The organism is Streptomyces tubbatahanensis, from assembly GCF_022699385.1.
In the GTDB taxonomy this organism is placed as follows: Bacteria; Actinomycetota; Actinomycetes; order Streptomycetales; family Streptomycetaceae; genus Streptomyces; species Streptomyces diacarni.
Genome location: NZ_CP093846.1, coordinates 5,191,003 through 5,207,497, shown reverse-complemented (window position 1 = coordinate 5,207,497; position 16,495 = coordinate 5,191,003). Strand labels below are relative to the sequence as shown.

The 16,495-nt window shown below is 73.7% G+C and carries 17 protein-coding genes; 9 read left to right on the top strand and 8 right to left on the bottom strand.

Features of this window, described 5'->3' with window-relative positions; genetic code table 11:
• Nucleotides 1-30: 30 nt before the first annotated feature.
• On the top strand, nucleotides 31-858 hold the full coding sequence (locus MMF93_RS22535; protein ID WP_242754306.1) for an alpha/beta fold hydrolase: 828 nt from the start codon (nucleotides 31-33) through the stop codon (nucleotides 856-858).
• 52 nt (nucleotides 859-910) lie between these two features.
• Here MMF93_RS22535 and MMF93_RS22530 read toward each other — a convergent pair whose 3' ends face one another.
• The 4 genes from MMF93_RS22530 to MMF93_RS22515 all read right to left on the bottom strand — a co-directional run bounded on the left by MMF93_RS22530 (nucleotide 911) and on the right by MMF93_RS22515 (nucleotide 5,306).
• The gene (locus MMF93_RS22530) at nucleotides 911-2,080 is read right to left on the bottom strand and encodes a tyrosine-protein phosphatase (protein WP_242754304.1); all 1,170 of its coding nucleotides are present in this window, start codon (nucleotides 2,078-2,080) and stop codon (nucleotides 911-913) included.
• 107 nt (nucleotides 2,081-2,187) lie between these two features.
• A complete protein-coding gene (locus MMF93_RS22525; RefSeq protein ID WP_242754302.1) occupies nucleotides 2,188-3,231 on the bottom strand; it encodes an acyl-CoA dehydrogenase family protein in 1,044 nt (347 codons plus the stop codon).
• A 6-nt stretch (nucleotides 3,232-3,237) separates the two neighbouring features.
• On the bottom strand, nucleotides 3,238-4,398 hold the full coding sequence (locus MMF93_RS22520; RefSeq protein WP_242754300.1) for an acyl-CoA dehydrogenase family protein: 1,161 nt from the start codon (nucleotides 4,396-4,398) through the stop codon (nucleotides 3,238-3,240).
• Nucleotides 4,399-4,400: 2 nt separating this feature from the next.
• A complete protein-coding gene (locus tag MMF93_RS22515) occupies nucleotides 4,401-5,306 on the bottom strand; it encodes an enoyl-CoA hydratase (RefSeq protein WP_242754298.1) in 906 nt (301 codons plus the stop codon).
• 248 nt (nucleotides 5,307-5,554) lie between these two features.
• On the opposite strand from MMF93_RS22515, the gene MMF93_RS22510 reads away from it, so the two are divergent.
• The 4 genes from MMF93_RS22510 (at nucleotide 5,555) to MMF93_RS22495 (ending at nucleotide 9,589) form a co-directional block, all read left to right on the top strand.
• Nucleotides 5,555-6,355, top strand: coding sequence for an SDR family oxidoreductase (locus tag MMF93_RS22510; RefSeq protein WP_242757717.1), 801 nt, complete (start codon nucleotides 5,555-5,557; stop codon nucleotides 6,353-6,355).
• Nucleotides 6,356-6,443: 88 nt separating this feature from the next.
• Nucleotides 6,444-7,043, top strand: a complete 600-nt coding sequence (locus MMF93_RS22505; protein WP_114023868.1) for a TetR/AcrR family transcriptional regulator — start codon at nucleotides 6,444-6,446, stop codon at nucleotides 7,041-7,043.
• 69 nt (nucleotides 7,044-7,112) lie between these two features.
• Complete coding sequence (locus tag MMF93_RS22500; RefSeq protein ID WP_242754296.1) at nucleotides 7,113-8,276, top strand: acetyl-CoA C-acetyltransferase; 1,164 nt, start codon at nucleotides 7,113-7,115, stop codon at nucleotides 8,274-8,276.
• 488 nt (nucleotides 8,277-8,764) lie between these two features.
• A complete protein-coding gene (locus tag MMF93_RS22495) occupies nucleotides 8,765-9,589 on the top strand; it encodes a hypothetical protein (RefSeq protein WP_242754295.1) in 825 nt (274 codons plus the stop codon).
• A 36-nt stretch (nucleotides 9,590-9,625) separates the two neighbouring features.
• On the opposite strand, the gene MMF93_RS22490 is transcribed toward MMF93_RS22495, so the two are convergent.
• The 3 genes from MMF93_RS22490 to MMF93_RS22480 all read right to left on the bottom strand — a co-directional run bounded on the left by MMF93_RS22490 (nucleotide 9,626) and on the right by MMF93_RS22480 (nucleotide 12,131).
• Nucleotides 9,626-10,252, bottom strand: a complete 627-nt coding sequence (locus tag MMF93_RS22490; protein ID WP_423835498.1) for a Uma2 family endonuclease — start codon at nucleotides 10,250-10,252, stop codon at nucleotides 9,626-9,628.
• A gap of 126 nt (nucleotides 10,253-10,378) precedes the next feature.
• Entirely contained in the window at nucleotides 10,379-11,311 is a 933-nt protein-coding gene (locus MMF93_RS22485) for an SDR family oxidoreductase (RefSeq protein ID WP_242754293.1), read from the bottom strand.
• A 61-nt stretch (nucleotides 11,312-11,372) separates the two neighbouring features.
• A complete protein-coding gene (locus MMF93_RS22480; protein ID WP_242754291.1) occupies nucleotides 11,373-12,131 on the bottom strand; it encodes an SDR family oxidoreductase in 759 nt (252 codons plus the stop codon).
• A 201-nt stretch (nucleotides 12,132-12,332) separates the two neighbouring features.
• Between MMF93_RS22480 and MMF93_RS22475 the strand changes: the two genes are divergently transcribed.
• Genes MMF93_RS22475 through MMF93_RS22460 form a run of 4 tightly spaced genes read left to right on the top strand, consistent with a single transcriptional unit; the run spans nucleotide 12,333 to nucleotide 15,863 of the window.
• A complete protein-coding gene (locus MMF93_RS22475; RefSeq protein WP_242754289.1) occupies nucleotides 12,333-13,094 on the top strand; it encodes an enoyl-CoA hydratase family protein in 762 nt (253 codons plus the stop codon).
• A gap of 5 nt (nucleotides 13,095-13,099) precedes the next feature.
• On the top strand, nucleotides 13,100-13,981 hold the full coding sequence (locus MMF93_RS22470) for a CoA transferase subunit A (RefSeq protein ID WP_274709494.1): 882 nt from the start codon (nucleotides 13,100-13,102) through the stop codon (nucleotides 13,979-13,981).
• Nucleotides 13,978-14,733, top strand: coding sequence for a CoA-transferase subunit beta (locus tag MMF93_RS22465; RefSeq protein WP_242754287.1), 756 nt, complete (start codon nucleotides 13,978-13,980; stop codon nucleotides 14,731-14,733). Before MMF93_RS22470 ends, MMF93_RS22465 begins: the two co-directional genes overlap by 4 nt.
• Nucleotides 14,730-15,863, top strand: coding sequence for an NAD(P)H-dependent flavin oxidoreductase (locus MMF93_RS22460; protein ID WP_242754285.1), 1,134 nt, complete (start codon nucleotides 14,730-14,732; stop codon nucleotides 15,861-15,863). The genes MMF93_RS22465 and MMF93_RS22460 overlap by 4 nt, the downstream gene beginning before the upstream one ends.
• Here the strand turns inward: MMF93_RS22460 and MMF93_RS22455 are convergent.
• Nucleotides 15,811-16,404: an NADAR family protein gene (locus MMF93_RS22455; RefSeq protein WP_242754283.1), complete on the bottom strand. Its 594-nt coding sequence runs from the start codon at nucleotides 16,402-16,404 to the stop codon at nucleotides 15,811-15,813. The two genes, MMF93_RS22460 and MMF93_RS22455, sit on opposite strands and share 53 nt — an antisense overlap.
• Between the last annotated feature and the right edge of the window lie 91 nt (nucleotides 16,405-16,495).

Sequence of the window (16,495 nt, the reverse complement as noted above, 5' to 3'; positions counted from 1 at the left end):
GTGGTCTGTGACCCGTGCGAGGAGGCGCCCATGAGCACCGTGACGGCCCGCGACGGTACGGAGATCTTCTACAAGAGCTGGGGCGAGGGCCCCGCGGTCGTCTTCATCCACGGCTGGCCCCTCGACGCCGACGCCTGGGACGACCAGCTGAAGCTCGTCGCCGAGAACGGCTACCACGGCATCGCCCACGACCGCCGCGGCCACGGCCGCTCGGCACAGCCCTGGGACGGCTACGACTTCGACACCTTCGCCGAGGACCTCAACTGCCTCCTCACCCACCTCGACCTGCGGGACGTGGTGCTGGTCGGACACTCCATGGGCGGGGGCGAACTGGCCCGCTACATCGGGCTGCACGGCGCGGCGCGGGTCAGCAAGGCGGTGCTGCTGTCGGCGATCACGCCCGCCATGCTGCGCTCCGACGGCAACCCCGAGGGCGTACCGGGTGAGGCGTTCGACGACATCAGGAACGGCATCCTGCGGGAGCGCTCGCAGTACTGGCAGGAGCTGGCCGGGCAGTTCTTCAGCGCCGACGCCCCCGGCTCCCGCGCCACCCAGGGCAACAGGGACGCCTTCTGGTACATGGCCATGCACCAGAGCATCAAGGCCGGCGTCGACTGTGTGACGGCCTTCCAGTACACGGACTTCACCGAGGATCTGCGGCGGTTCACCGTGCCCACCCTTCTCGTCCACGGCGACGACGACCGGATCGTGCCGCTGGAGGCCACGGCCCGCAGGGCGGCGGACCTCCTCCCGGACGCGACGCTGAAGGTCTACGAGGGCGGCTCCCACGGTCTCGCCCTGGTGCCCGGGGACAAGGAGCGCTTCCACGAGGACCTGCTCGCCTTCCTCGGAAGCTGAACCCGCCCGCCTCCCGCACACGGGCGTGCCGGGCCATCGGGCCACCGGACCGTCAGGACTCCGGTTCGCCCACCAGGAGTTCGTCGCGCAGGGCCGCAAGGTCGTCGTCGGCCAGGCGCAGGCCCGCGGCCAGGTAGTGGTCGAAGGTGCCGTAGTCGTGGTCGACGCGCGCGAAGGACGCGTCGAGGTAGGTCTTCCGCACGCCCAGCAGCGGCTCGTAGGCGTCCTCCACCGCGTCGGGCAGCTGGGCGCGTGCCTGGCGGTTGTAGGCGGTCAGGTAGCGGTTGGAGGCCAGGTAGTCGCGCACGACGGTGGAGCGGGGCACGCCCAGTGCGGTGAGGAGGGCGGCCGAGGCCCAGCCGGTGCGGTCCTTGCCCGCGGTGCAGTGGTAGAGGACCGCCTCGCCGTCCGGGTCCGCGGCCTCGGCGAACAGGGCGCGGTAGGCCGCGCGGCCGGTCTTCGCGGCGACGAAGTCTGCGTAGGAGTCCCGCAGCAGGGTGCGGGCGTGGTCCGCCGAGGTGGGCTGGGTGTTGGCGAGGGACTCGCCGCCGCCCAGCACGTCGAGCCGCCGCGGCCGCTCCCCCTCGCCGAGGGCGTCGGGCTGCTTGCGTGCCTCGCCTGCGGTGCGCAGGTCGAGCACGGGGTCGATGCCGAGGCGGCGCAGTGTGCGGCGGTCGGCGGCGGAGAGCCGGTCGAGGCTCGCCGAACGGTAGAGCTTGCCCATCGCCACCCAGCGCCCGTCCGCCGTGCGGTACCCGCCCGCGTCACGGAAGTTGGGCACGGAGTCGAGGCCGAGGGAGCGGTCCGCGAGCCGCAGGGATCGGCCCCTGTCGGGCACCAGCCGGAACCACCGGCGCCCGTCCTGCTCGCCGGCCCGCAGCGTGACCGCGTCGCGTGCCTCCCCCACGGCGACGCGGCCACCCCCGTCCCCCTCCTCCCGGCCCTCTCCCGCTCCCTTCCCCTCGTCCTCTCCCTCCCCCTCGGCGTAGACGGTGACCGATCCCGCTCCCGGGGCCGACCACCGCACCGTCGAGGTGCCGTCCGCGTGGTCGGTCACCACCGCCGAGGTGAACGGGATGACCCCCGGGGCCGCTTCCGCGCGCCCCTGGCGGGACCCGTCGCCGCACCCTGCCGCCACCAGGACGACGACGCCGACGGCCGCACCGACCCGCGCACGTTTCCGGCCCCTCGGGGCTCTCGGGGCCCTCATCATCAGTCGCATGCCGTGAACGTAGGGAGGCCGGCGCGGCGCTGACAGGCGCGCGCCCGGTGACCGGGACGAGCCGCCGCACGCGGGCGGCCCGCCGCGGAGTCCCCGGCGGGACGGGGTCAGTCGGGCAGCAGCCTGTCCGCGAGGACGGCGGCCCGGCAGGCGGCCTCGGTGCCCCACGCCGTCCGCAGGGCATGGGCCTTGCGGAGGAGCAGCGTGAGGTCGTACTCGTCGGTGTAGCCGACGGCGCCGTGCACCTGGAGCGCGGTGCGGGCCGCGCGGTGGGCGGCCCGCGCGCAGGCCGCCTTGGCGGCGGGCAGGTCGCGCGGGTCCGCCGCCGCGTCCCCGCGAACGGCCAGCGCCGCGCCGCGCAGCAGCGGCACCGCGAACTCCAGCGCGACGGCGACGTCCGCCAACTGGTGCTTGACGGCCTGGAAGGAACCGATGGCCCTCCCGAACTGGTGCCGCGCCCCGGCGTACTCCACGCTGCCCGCGAGCAGCGCCTGACCCGCGCCCAGCAGTTGCGCCGCCGTCAACAGCGTCGCCAGTGCCCGTAGGCGTCCGGTGTCGCCCGGCACCGCCTCGCCCGGGGCGCACCGGATCAGGCGCCGGGCCGGGTCGACGGACGGCAGCGGGGCGCCGCACGAGGCGGCGGCGAAGAGCGCCGAGGGGCGCGCGCCAGCGGCCGGACTCCCGCCCCCCGGCCCCGGGGCGCCGTCCCCGCGCACGGGTGCCGCGCCGGCCTCGTGCGTCAGGACGTACGCGGCGTCCGCGGCGTGGGCGTCGACCGCGTAGCCGGGGCCCGCCGGGTCGGTGACCGTCGCCAGCCTCCCGCCCGTCAGCAACTCCTCGCTCCAGGCGGGGGTGTCCGGCAGCGCAGCCGCCACGGCGACCGTCTCGGCGAGCGGCCCCGGTGCTCCTGCGTGGCCGATCTCGACGAAGGCGGCGGCCAGTTCCACGGGGTACCAGCCGATCCCGCCGTGCTCCTCGGGCACGGCGAGCGCCGGCAGGCCGGTCGCGGCGAGGGAGCGCCACAGGGCGCGCCCGGGCGCGTGGTCGCCCGCGGCCCAGGCGCGGGCGACCTGGGGCGGCGAGGCGTCGGCGAGGATCCCGCGCACGGTGCGCGCGTAGGCGGTCTGGTCCTGGTCGGGCAGCAGGCGCATGGCTGTTCAGCGTCCCCTCGGCAGGCCGAGCACGCGCTCGGCGACGATGTCGCGCTGGATCTCGTTGGTCCCGGCGTAGACGGGGCCCGCCTGTGCGAAGGTCCAGCCGTCCAGCCAGGCGGACTCCTTCAGCCCCTCGGTGATCTCGGCGGTGCCGGGTCCGAGCAGGTCCAGAGCGGCGTCGTGGAGTTCGATGTCCAGTTCGGACCAGAAGAGCTTGTTGAGGGAGGAGGGGACGGCGGCCTCCGGGTCCTCGGGCGCGGACGCGGCCGCGTAGCCCGCCAGTTGGTAGGCGCGGGCTTTGATCCACACGTCGGCCACCTGCCCGGCCCGCGCGGTGTCTGCCGGGTCGGCGTACTCCCGCCACAGCCCCCGCAGGCGTGCGGCCGCGGCCGTGAACCGCCCGGGTGAGCGCAGCGTGAGTCCGCGCTCGTTGCCCGCGGTCGACATGGCGGCGCGCCAGCCCGCTTGGGGCTCGCCGATGACGTCAGCGTCCGGCACGAACACGCGGTCGAGGAAGATCTCCGCGAAGGCGGGCTTCCCGTCCAGCCGCCCGATGGGCCGCACGGTGACGCCCTCCGCGTCCAGCGGGAACATCAGATAGCTCAGCCCCCGGTGCCGCTCCGCCTTGGGGTCCGTGCGGAAGAGCCCGAAGGCGCGGTCGGCGAACGCGGCCCGCGACGACCACGTCTTCTGACCGCTGAGCAGCCAGCCGCCGCCGTCGCGGCCGGTGCGCTCGGCGCGGGAGCGCAGCGACGCCAGGTCGGATCCCGCTTCCGGCTCCGACCAGGCCTGGGCCCAGATCGTCTCCCCCGAGGCCATCGCGGGCAGGACGCGGGCCAGTTGCTCCTTCGTGCCGTGGGCGAAGAGAGTGGGGGCCAGGAGGTTGATGCCGTTCTGGCTGACGCGCCCCGGAGCGCCCGCCGCGTAGTACTCCTCCTCGAAGAGCAGCCACTCGGTCAGGCTCGCCTCACGGCCGCCGAAGGCGCGGGGCCAGGAGACGACCGACCAGCCGCCGTCGTACAGCAGGCGTTCCCAGTCGCGGTGGGCGGCGAAGCCCTCGGCCGTCTCCAGGGAGGGCAGCGGCTCGGCGGGCACGTGCGCGGCGAGCCAGGCCCGCGCCTCGGCCCGAAACGCCTCCTCGGCCGGGGTGAGGTCCATATCCATGGTCAGGCTCCCTCCGGTGCTTCGGCCGCGGGCCCCGCGGCGCGCCGTGCCGCGTCCCGCATCCCGCGCGCGTCCATGCCGCCGAGCGAGTCGGCCCCGGTCTCGGCGTTGTGCGCGTGCGCCACGTGGTGCAGTCCGAAGACGGAGTCGAGCCCGCTGTGCAGGCCCATCAGGTCCTCGGCCTGGTTGACGGCGCGCTTGGTGAGGGCGAGCCCGAAGCGCGGCATCCCGGCGATACGGGCGGCCAGCGCGTCGGCTTCGGCCGCGAGGTCGGCGCGCGGGACGACGCGGTTGACCATCCCGATCTCGTACGCCCGCCGCGCGCTCATCCTCTCCCCCGTGTAGAGGAACTCCTTGGCGATGCGCGGACCCATCACCCAGGGGTGGGCGAAGTACTCGACGCCGGGGATGCCCATGCGCACGACCGGGTCGGCGAAGAAGGCGTCCTCGCTGGCCACGATCAGGTCGCACACCCAGGCGAGCATCAGTCCGCCGGCCACGCAGGCGCCCTGCACGGCGCAGACGACGGGCTTGGGCAGCTCGCGCCAGCGGCGGCACATGCCCAGATAGACCTCGGACTCGCGGGCGTACCGCGCGTCGGCGCCCTCCTTGCCGACGTGGTCCCACCACAGGCCCGCCTTGCGGGGGAAGCTCAGGTGGGCGTCGCGTTCGGGGGTTCCGATGTCGTGTCCCGCGCTGAAGTGCTTGCCCGCGCCGGCGAGGACGAGCGCGTGGACCTCGTCGTCGTCGGCGGCGCGCTGGAAGGCCGCGTCCAACGCGTAGGTCATCGCGGAGTTCTGCGCGTTGCGGTAGTCGGGCCGGTTGAGGGTGACGCGGGCGACCGCGCCGACGCGCTCGTAGGTCACGACGTCGGCCGCGCCGGGGTTCTTCTCGGTGCCGTCGGGCATGGGCTGCTCTCCTCGGTGCTCGCGTGCTCTCCTCGGCGAGGGCTTCCCTAACAAGTGTTTGGTAGATTAGCTTGGCCCCGACAGCACGTCGAGACCCACCCGGCGGCGGAGCCAACCGCGACCCCCGCAGCACCGGGGCAGACCGCGCCCCCGCACAACCGGGAAAGACCGCACAACCGGGGAAGACCGCACAACCGGGGGACACCGCACAACCGGGAAGACCGCGACCACCACAGAAGGGGCTCCGCGTGATCCGAGCGAGCAGCACCCCGCCCGCCTGCCCAGCCCCGCACGGGCTGCTGACCGGCCGCTCCGTCGTCGTCACCGCCGCCGCCGGGAGCGGGATCGGCGGGGCGACGGCCCGCCGCGTGCTGGAAGAAGGCGCCGAGGGCGTCGTCATCGGCGACACCCACGAACGCCGTCTCGGCGAGAGCGCACGGGCCCTGGCAGCGGAGTTCGGGCCCGAGCGGGTACACGCCGAGCGCTGCGACGTCACCGACGAGGACGAGGTGCGTGCCCTCCTGGACGCCTGCACCACCCACCACGGCCGCGTCGACGTGCTCGTCAACAACGCGGGGCTCGGCGGCACCGCCGAGGTGGTGGAGATGACCGACGAGCAGTGGTCCCGCGTCCTGGACGTCACACTGAACGGCACCTTCCGCTGCACCCGCGCGGCCCTGCGGACGATGCGCGACCAGCCCGGCGGCGGAGTCATCGTCAACAACGCCTCGGTCGTCGGCTGGCGCGCCCAGCGCGGCCAGGCGCACTACGCGGCGGCCAAAGCAGGCGTCATGGCGCTCACCCGCTGCGCCGCGCTGGAGGCCGCCGAACTCGGCGTACGGATCAACGCCGTCTCACCCTCCCTGGCCATGCACGAGAACCTGGCGAAGGTCACCACCCCCGAGCTGCTGACCGAACTGACCTCCCAGGAGGCGTTCGGCCGGTACGCGGAACCGTGGGAGGTCGCCAACGTGATCGTCTTTCTGGCCAGCGACTACTCCTCGTACATGACGGGCGAGACGGTCGCCGTCAGCAGCCGCCACCCGTGAGGTTCGTGATGCCCGAGAGCCCTGTGTGGTCCGTGAGGCCGGCAACGGGCGTGGCCGGCGCGTACGCCGCCCGACGGACAATGGACGCATGGTGACGCCGAAGAAGACCCCCCACGGCGCCGGGCGCCGGGCCGAACTGCTCGCGACCGCGGCCGAGGTGTTCGCGGAGCTGGGCTACAACGCCACGACCGTCCGCACCATCGCGGACCGCGCCGGAATGCTCGCGGGCAGCCTCTACTACCACTTCGACTCCAAGGAGTCGATGGCGGACGAGATCCTCAGCGCCTTCCTGACCGACCTGTGGGAGGGCTACCAGCGGATCGAGGAGACCGGCACGTCACCACGCGCCACGTTCGAAGGCCTGGTCACCGAGTCGTTCCGGCAGATGGAGCGGCACCGCCCCGCCGTCGTCATCTACCAGAAGGAAGCACGCCGCCTCGCCTCCCAGGAGCGGTTCCGCTACCTGGCCGACTCCCAGGAACGGTTCCAGAAACTGTGGACCCGCACGCTGGAACGCGGCGTGGCCGACGGCAGCTTCCGGGCCGGCCTCGACGTGCCCGTCGCCTACCGGTTCGTCCGCGACACCGTCTGGGTGGCCGCCGTCTGGTTCCGGCCCGAGGGACGCAAGAGCGCGGCCGAGATCGCCGAACAGTACACGTCGATGGTGCTCGACGGAATCGCCACCTGAGACGCACGTCATCGCCCCCCAAGGCGCGCGTCTTGGGTGGGCCCCACCCAAGCGAGGAGTGTGAACGGGATGTCCCGTGGCGAGGCCTACATAGTCGAAGCGGTCAGGACCCCCGTCGGCAAGCGCGGCGGCGCGCTCGCCGACGTCCACCCGGCGGACCTGGCCGCGCACACGCTGCGCGCGCTGGTCGAGCGGGCAGGCGTGGACCCGGAAGCCGTCGAGGACGTCGTCCTCGGCTGCCTCGACACCGTCGGACCGCAGGCCGGGGACATCGCCCGCACCGCCTGGCTGGCCGCGGGCCTGCCCGAGTCGGTGCCCGGCGTCACCGTCGACCGCCAGTGCGGCTCCTCCCAGCAGGCCCTGCACTTCGCCGCCCAAGCCGTCATGTCGGGCACCGCGGACCTGGTGGTGGCCGGCGGCGTGCAGAACATGTCGCAGATCCCCATCGCCTACGCCTCACGCCAGGCCGGCGACCCCCTCGGCCTCACCGAAGGCCCCTACCACGGCTCCACCGGCTGGCGGGCCCGCTACGGCGACGCACCCGTCAACCAGTTCCACGGCGCCGAACTGATCGCCCAGCAGTGGGACATCAGCCGCGAGGAGATGGAACGCTGGGCCCTGCGCTCCCACCAGCACGCCGTCCGCGCGCTCGACGAAGGACACTTCGAGCGGGAGACCGCACCCCTGGGCGGCCACGCGGCCGACGAGGGGCCCCGGCGCGGCACCACCCTGGAGAAGATGGCCTCCCTCGACCCGCTGGTGGAAGGCGGACGGCTCACCGCGGCCGTCTCCTCGCAGATCTCCGACGCCTCCTCCGCCATGCTGCTCGCCTCCGAAGAGGCCGTACGCACCCACGGCCTCACCCCGCGCGCCCGCGTGCACCACCTCTCGGCGCGCGGCGAGGACCCCATCCGCATGCTCTCGGCGCCCATCCCGGCGACCGCGCACGCGCTCAAGCGGGCCGGCATGTCCCTCGACGACATCGACCTCGTCGAGATCAACGAGGCGTTCGCCTCCGTCGTCCTCGCCTGGCTCAAGGACACCGGCTGCGATCCCGAGAAGGTCAACGTCAACGGCGGCGCCATCGCGCTGGGGCACCCGTTGGGTGCCACCGGTACCAGGCTGATGACGACACTGCTACACGAACTGGAGCGCAGCGGCGGACGGTTCGGGCTCCAGACCATGTGTGAGGGCGGGGGGCAGGCGAACGTGACGATCATCGAACGGGTGTAGTGCGCCTGGTGTTTTTTGGGGGGGGCTTGCGTCGCCGGTCCGCGTGCCGGTTCGCTGTGGCTCGTCGCGCCGTTCCCCGCGGTGGCCGCTGGCGCGGCTTTCTCGTCGTCGGGGGGAGGGGGGGGGCTTGCGTCGCCGGTCAGCGTGCCCGTTCGTCGGGGCTCGTCGCGCCGTTCCCCGCGCCCCTCTGGGGCACACACGTAGCCGCCCGCGCGGCTTCGACGGGGGAGGGTGGCTAGAGTTGCCGGTCGTCTGCCGGATCGTGGGGGCTTGTCGCGCCGTTCCCCGCGCCCCTTTGGGGTGCGCACGTAGCCGCCCGCGCGGCTTCGACGGGGGAGGGTGGCTAGAGTTGCCGGTCGTCTGCCGGATCGTAGGGGCTTATCGCGCCGTTCCCCGCGCCCCTCTGGGGCGCGCGGGCTCGTCGTCACATGCGAGGCCGGGGTGACCGTGGTCAGCGGCGTCGGCGACGCGGAGATTACGCTCCCCGTATGTGCGTTTCGACGGGTCCGGCAGACTTCTCCGGCACCACGCTGTACGTGGGACGCCACCGCCATCCCGAGCGGGGTCTCGTCCACGTCCTCGGCTACCAGAACACCGCCGTCAACCGGGCCGACGGGCCCAACGCCATGCTGCTGCACCTGCCCGCGACCGCCATGACGCGGGACAACTTCCTCGACGTGGGCCGCGACACCGACGTCCTCGAACGGATGGTGCGGGCCGTACGCCCCAGGTCCCGGGGGGCGGGCGGCGCCGCGGTGATGGACTGGATGGGCGCCGAGGAGAGCGTGCAGGTTTTCGAGCACGACGTCTACACCGTGCTGCTCGCCACCGACCCCACGGCGCTGCCGAGCGCGCTGGAGCGGGTGCCCGCGCGCAAACGGCCCGCGCTCGATCCCGCGCTCATGCGGTTCTACGCCGAGCGCTACCCCGGGTACGCCATGGCCGTGTGCTGCTTCGACAACGCCGAAGCGGCACGGGCCAAGCCCCTGCTGCTGTGGTACCGGCCGCTGGACGCCGACGTGCTCACGGCGCCCGCGCTGGACGCCCACACCGGGCGCCCGCCCGGCATGGTGGGCAAGGTGCCGGTCGACCACTGGGTGCTGTTCGGCAGCGACGAGGCCCCGAGAGTGTGGGGCGCACCCGTCTCCTACAACCTGGACCTCCGGCACCGGCTGCGGGCCTTCCTGCCCACCCGCGTGGTCGGAGCCCACTTCTCGGGGCTGCTGCCCAACGGCGACTTCGCCGTCCACCACGACGACCTGCTGAGCAGCGGCATGACGCACGTACGACGGGTGCCACAGATGTCGTCCTGACGGCGGCGGGCGGCGGACTTCGCGTCGGCCCGGTGCTCAGAACTCGGCGGTGTCCAGCTCGAATCCGAGGGGGTCGGGGAGAGCGATCGTCTTGCCGAGCGGCACGATAGCGATCTGCGTGTACTTCTCCCCCTCGGGGTCCGTGTGCACGCGGACCTCCTCCGCCTCGCGGTCGATCAGGAGGTAGCAGGGGATGCCCGCGCGGGCGAACCCGCGCGCCTTCGGTCCCCTGTCCTTGGCAGCCGTGGACGGAGAGGTGACCTCTCCGACGAGGAGGACGGGCGCGGGGTCGTGCCAGCGGACGTCGTCGTCGAAGCTGCCTTTGGGGGCGAGGACGAGGTCCGGCTCGACGCGGCCCACCGGTGCGTCGCCGGTGAGCGTGAGACCGATGCCGGTGTAGCGCCCGAGATCCTTACGGTGGTCACGGACCTGCCCGCTGATTTCGGACACGACCTCTTCATGGTTGCCGTTCGCAGGTGGCACGAGATGGATCTCTCCTTCGATCAACTCCACGCGCCACCCTTTCGGGGCTGCCGCGCTCATCGCGTCGAAGGCGTCCTCCACCGACGGGCCTGGTCCGTACGCCAGGCTCTCGTCGGGTACCGCGCTGTCGTCGTCGTGAGCCACCACTTCAGGTTCGCACTCAGGGACCGTTACCGCCACGGCAGACCTCCTTCGTCACGGAGCGACGATGCCAGCGTAGCCAGCCCCTACGCATATGAACGCGGGAGTCGTTCATCCGAACGGGTCACGCCCGCTCGTGCGCCCTCACCGGGCCTCACCGCGCCCTCACCGTGCCCCGTAGACCGGTTCGGGGGCGGGGGCCTCGTGGAGGAGCTTGCGGATCGGAGCGTCCAGCTCCGCCGCGTCCCAGCGGGCCGACTTGTCGGTGTGGGCGGTGCGGCGCCAGCCGTCCATGACGGTGATGCGGCCGCCCTCGGCCTCGAAGACGCGTCCTGTGACGCCGGCGGACGCGGCCGAGCCCAGGTAGACGACGAGGGGCGAGACGTTCTCCGGGGCCATCGCGTCGAATGCGCCGTCGGTGGGCGCCGCCATGTCCTCGGCGAACGCCTGCTCGGTCATGCGGGTGCGGGCGGCCGGTGCGACGGCGTTGACCTGGGCGCCGTAGCGGCCGAACTCCGCCGCCGCGACGAGGGTCAGCGCGGCGATCCCCGCTTTGGCCGCCGTGTAGTTGCCCTGGCCCACCGCGCCCAGCAGGCCCGCGCCGGAGGAGGTGTTGACCACGCGGGCCTGCGGTGTGCGGCCCGCCTTCGTCTCGGCGCGCCAGTACGCCGCCGCGTGCTTCATCGGCAGGAAGTGGCCCTTGAGGTGGACGCGGACGACCGCGTCCCAGTCGTCCTCGTCGAGGTTGACCAGCATCCGGTCGCGCAGGAAACCGGCGTTGTTGACGAGGGTGTCGAGGCGCCCGAAGTGGTCCAGCGCCGTGCGGACGAGACTCGCGGCGCCCGCGCTGTCGGCCACGTCGTCCGTGCTGACGGCGGCTTCGCCGCCCTCCGCCCGGATTTCCGCCGCCACCTGTGCGGCGGGCGTCTCCGCGCCGGTTTCGCCGTCCAGCGCGACGCCGAGGTCGTTGACGACGACCCGTGCGCCGGCGCGGGCGAACGCGAGCGCGTGCGCCCTGCCGAGGCCCCGCCCCGCTCCGGTGACGACGACGACCCGGCCCTCGGCCGGACGGGGAGCGGACGTGTGCTGTGCGGACATGTGACCTCCTGAGGGGGTGGTGTCTGGGGGGTGGGTGTCTGGGGGGTGGTGGGGTGGCGGCTCAGGGTCTGTTGACGTTCGCCGCGTGCAGGAAGGCGGGGCGTTCGCCGCCGCCGTGGACGGCGAGCGAGGCGCCGGAGACGTAGCGGGCGGCGTCCGAGGCCAGGAAGACGCAGGCGTCCCCCACCTCTTCGGGTTCGGCGAGCCGTCCCATCGGCACCGTGGCACCGACGGCGGCGACCCCGGCCTCGTCCCCGTAGTGCAGTGCGGTCCGCTCGGTGCGGGCCATGCCGAGAACGACCGTGTTGACCCGGATCCCCTCCTGGGCCCACTCCATCGCCATCGACCGCGCCAGGTTCTCCAGGCCCGCCTTGGCCGCCCCGTACGCGGCCGTACCCGGCGACGGGCGCTCGCCGCTGACGCTGCCGACCATCACGATGGCTCCGCCGCCCGCCTGTTCGCGCATGACGGTGTGGGCGGCGCGGGAGAGGTGGAGCGGGGCCAGCAGGTTGAGCTCGATCACGCGGGCGTGGTGCTCGGCCGAGCCCTCGGACAGGGGGCGGTAGGGGGTGCCGCCCGCGTTGTTGACCAGGACGTCGAGGGCTCCGTGTTCGCGGGCCACTTGGGCGCAGAACTCCCGCGCGGCGTGCGGGTCGCGGACGTCGAGGGGGAGGTAGCGGGCCTCGCGGCCCGCCGCGGTGAGTGGGGTCCGGGGCGGGCGGCGGCCGCAGATGACGACCTCGGCGCCGGTGCTCAGGAACGCGCGGGCGATGCCCGCGCCCACTCCGCGGGTCCCGCCGGTGACGACGGCAACGGTCATGGTGCTCCCTCGGGTTGGTGGCGGCTCGCCTGCGGCGGTGCCGGCGCCGATGCCGCGCCGGCCCCCGGTCCGGGTCCGGGCCGCGGTTCCGGTGCCGACCGGCCCGGCCCGGTGAAACGGCTCCCTCTCTTTCGCAGCGCACCGGCGCACTGCTAGCTTCTCACCAAACAAACGTTAGGTGGAAAGGTAGCTGATCCGTCCATGACTGTCTCCACCTCCACACCACGCGACGGCGTCGCCGTGGTGACCGTCGACCATCCACCCGTCAACGCCCTCCCCGTACGCGGCTGGTACGACCTGGCCGAAGCCGTCACCGCCGCGGGCCGCGACCAGGCCGTACGCGCCGTGGTGCTGACCGCCAGGGGCCGCGGGTTCAACGCCGGGGTCGACATCAAGGAGATGCAGCGCACCGAGGGGCACGAGGCCCTCATCGGGGCCAACCGGGGCTGTGCCGCCGCGTTCGCGGCGGTCTACGAGTGCGAGGTCCCCGTCGTCGCGGCCGTCCACGGCCACTGTCTCGGCGGCGGCATCGGCCTGGTGGGCAACGCCGACGCGATCGTGGCGAGCGAGGACGCCGTCTTCGGGCTCCCCGAGCTCGACCGGGGAGCCCTCGGCGCGGCCACCCACCTCTCCCGCATGCTGCCGCCCCACCTGATGCGCACCCTGTACTACACGGGGCGCACCCTCACCGCCCGCGAACTCCACCGCCACGGAGCGGTCTGGGAGCTGGCCGAGAGCGCGGACACGCTGCTGGACGCGGCGCTCGGGCTGGCCGAGGAGATCGCGGGCAAGGACGGCTATCTGCTGCGCCTGGCCAAGGAAGCCCTCAACGGGATCGACCCCGTGGACGTGCGCCGCAGCTACCGCTACGAACAGGGCTTCACCTTCGAGGCCAACCTGAGCGGTGTCGCCGACCGGCACCGGAACTCCTTCGTCGACGCGCGTGCCGCGCAAGGAGGCTGAACGACGTGAGTGACCTCGACAAACGGCTGACGACCGAGGAGTTCGCCGCCCGGATCGAGTCCGGCATGACCGTCGGCATCGGCGGCTGGGGCTCGCGCCGCAAGCCGATGGCGCTGGTGCGGGCGCTGCTGCGCACGGACGTGAAGGACCTGACCGTCATCTCCTGCGGCGGGCCCGACGTGGGACTGCTGGCGGCGGCCGGGCGGATCGGCAGGCTGGTGGCGCCGTTCGTGACGCTGGACTCGGTGCCGCTGGAGCCGCACTTCCGTGCGGCCCGCGAGGCGGGGGCCTTCGCCTTCGAGGAGTGGGACGAGTCGATGTTCCTGTGGGGGCTGACGGCCGCCGCGCACCGGCTGCCGTTCATGCCGGTGCGCGGCGGCCTCGGCTCCGACGTACCGCGCCACAACCCCCGGCTGCGCACCGTCACCTCGCCGTACGAGGACGGCGAGGAGCTGCTGGCGGCGCCCGCGCTGCGGATGGACGTGGCGCTCGTCCACGTCAACCGCGCCGACGTGCGCGGCAACGGGCAGTTCCGCGGCCCCGACCCGTTCTTCGACGACCTGTTCACCGAGGCCGCCGAGCGCACGTACCTGTCCTGCGAGCAGCTCGTGGAGCGGTTCGAGGGGCCGCCGCAGTCGCTGCTGGTGCAGCGGCAGAACGTCACCGGCGTGCTGTACACGCCGGGCGGCGCGCACTTCACCAGCTGCGCCCCCGACTACGGGCGCGACGAGGCGTTCCAGCGCGCGTACGTGCGGGCGGCGCAGGACCCCCAGGCGTGGCGGGCGTTCGAGGAGCGCTTCCTGGCCGGAGACGAGGACGACTACCGCAGGGCCGTCGACGCGCTCGCGGAAGAGACCGGTTCACAGCGGAAGGACACCAGCCAGTGACCACCACTGCCACCGCCGCCACCCGCGCCGAAGTCTGCGTCGTCGCCTGCGCCGAGGCCTGGCGCGGCGACGGGGAGGTACTGGCCGCCACGGCCGGCACCGTCCCGGCCCTCGGCGCCCGCCTGGCGCGGCTGACCTTCTCCCCCGCGCTGCTGCTGACCGACTCGGAGGCCATGCTGCTGGCCGATCCCGAGGACCCCACGCACATCGAGGGCTGGCTGCCCTACCGCAAGCACCTCTCCCTCGCGGCACGCGGCAGGCGCCACATGATGATGGGCGCCAGCCAACTCGACAGGTACGGCAACCAGAACATCTCCTGCATCGGCCCGTGGGAGCGGCCCGCGCGGCAACTGCTCGGCGCCCGCGGCGCCCCCTCCAACACCGTCAACCACCCGGTCTCCTACTGGGTGCCCCGGCACTCGACGCGGGTGTTCGTCGAGCGCGTGGACATGGTCAGCGGCGTGGGCTTCGACCGGGCGGCCGAGGCGGGGCCCGCGGCCGCCCGGTTCCACGGGCTGCGGCGCGTCGTCACCGACCTGGCGGTGCTCGACTTCGCCACGGCGGAGAACCGGATGCGGCTGGCGAGCGTCCACCCGGGCGTCGACGTGGCACTCGTGCTGGAGCGCACGGGGTTCGCGCTCCAGGTGCCGGACGAGGTGCCCACCACCCGGGAACCGAGCGCGGAGGAACTGCGGCTGATCCGCGAGGTGCTGGATCCGCGCGGCGCCCGCGACCGTGAGGTGCGCGCATGACCGCGGGCCCGGGCCCGGGCCCCGCGGGTCCGCTCAGCACGCCGCTGACCTCGCTCGTGGGGGTGCGCCACCCGCTCGTGCAGACCGGCATGGGCTGGGTGGCCGGGCCGCGGCTGGTCGCGGCGACGGCCGAGGCCGGGGCGCTGGGCATCCTGGCGTCCGCCACGATGTCGCTGCCGCGGCTTCGGGAGGCGGTGCGTGAGGTCAGGTCCCGCACCTCGGCACCGTTCGGCGTCAACCTGCGCGCCGACGCCGGGGACGCGGCCGAGCGGGTGCGGCTGCTCATCGAGGAGAGGGTGCGCGTGGCCTCGTTCGCGCTCGCTCCCTCGCGGGAGCTGATCGGAACGCTCAAGGACGCCGGGGTGGTCGTCATCCCGTCCGTCGGCGCGGTCCGGCACGCGGAGAAGGTCGCCGCGTGGGGTGCGGACGCGGTGCTGGTGCAGGGCGGCGAGGGCGGTGGGCACACCGGGCAGGTCGCCACCTCGGTGCTGCTGCCGCAGGTGGTCGAAGCCGTGGATTTGCCGGTCATCGGCGCGGGCGGCTTCCGCGACGGGCGTGGGCTGGCCGCGGCGCTGTGTTACGGCGCGGCCGGCGCCGCCATGGGCACCCGTTTCCTGCTGACCCGCGAGTCGACGGTGCCCGACGCGGTCAAGGCCCGGTACCTGGCGGCGAAGGTCAGCGACGTCACCGTCACCACGAAGGTCGACGGGCTGCCGCACCGGATGCTGCGCAGCGAGATGGTCGCCGCGCTGGAGTCGTCGGGCCGGGTGGCCTCCCTGCTGCGGGCGCTGCGCCACGCCGCCGCCTTCAAGAAGGACTCGGGCCTGACGTGGGCGGCGATGCTCCGCGACGGCCGGGCACTGCGCCACGGCAAGGACCTCACGTGGGCGCAGATGCTGCTGGCCGCCAACACCCCGATGCTGCTGAAGGCCGCCATGGTGGAGGGCCGTACCGACGCGGGGGTGATGGCGGCGGGGCAGGTCGCCGGACTGATCGACGACCTGCCGAGCGTCGCCGAGGTGGTGGAGACGACGGTCGCACAGGCGGCCAGGCAGCTGACGGCGCTGGCCTCGCGGATCAGCCCGGAGACTGCCGCCGCGCCCGGCCCAGCGCTTCCCGGGTCTCCATGAGGGCGAAGCCGAGCAGGTTGTCGCCGCGCCAGCGCGCGGGGTCCGTGGCGCGCGCGTCGTCGGCCGCCAGCCCGATGCCCCAGACCCGGTCCACCGGGCTGGCCTCCACCAGCACCCGGCCCGCCGTGCCCGCCAGGAACGCGGCCAGGCGCGGGTCCTGGCCGAACTTGGCGGTGTTCGCGGCGACGACGATGCCGTACCGTTCGCGGGCCCAGGTCTCCTCGTCGAAGCCGCGTACCCGGCGGCCCAGTGCCTTGGCCGCGCCCGGGTGCGGAGCCTCCAGCACCCGCCGCCGGGTCTCCTCGTCACCGAACAGGCGTGCCTTCTCCGCCATCATGTAGTGCTCGGCGCCCGGGTACTCCACGCCGTCGACGCGGAAGCGGGCCGGCCACCACTGGCTCAGGCAGCCGGGCCCGATGCCGCCCGAGGCGGGCGGCTGGTGCCCCCAGAAGAAGAGGTACTTCACTCGCCGGCCCGCCCGCACCACCGCGCCCAGCTCCACGACGTCGCGCGCCGCCGTACCGTTCGCCGCCCGGCTCATCCGACTCGTCTCCCCCACGTCCACGCGCCGCAGTCTCTCAGGGCTCACCCGCACGGCCCAGCGGTTTTGTCAGGCTCGTTGCCGCGTAGGG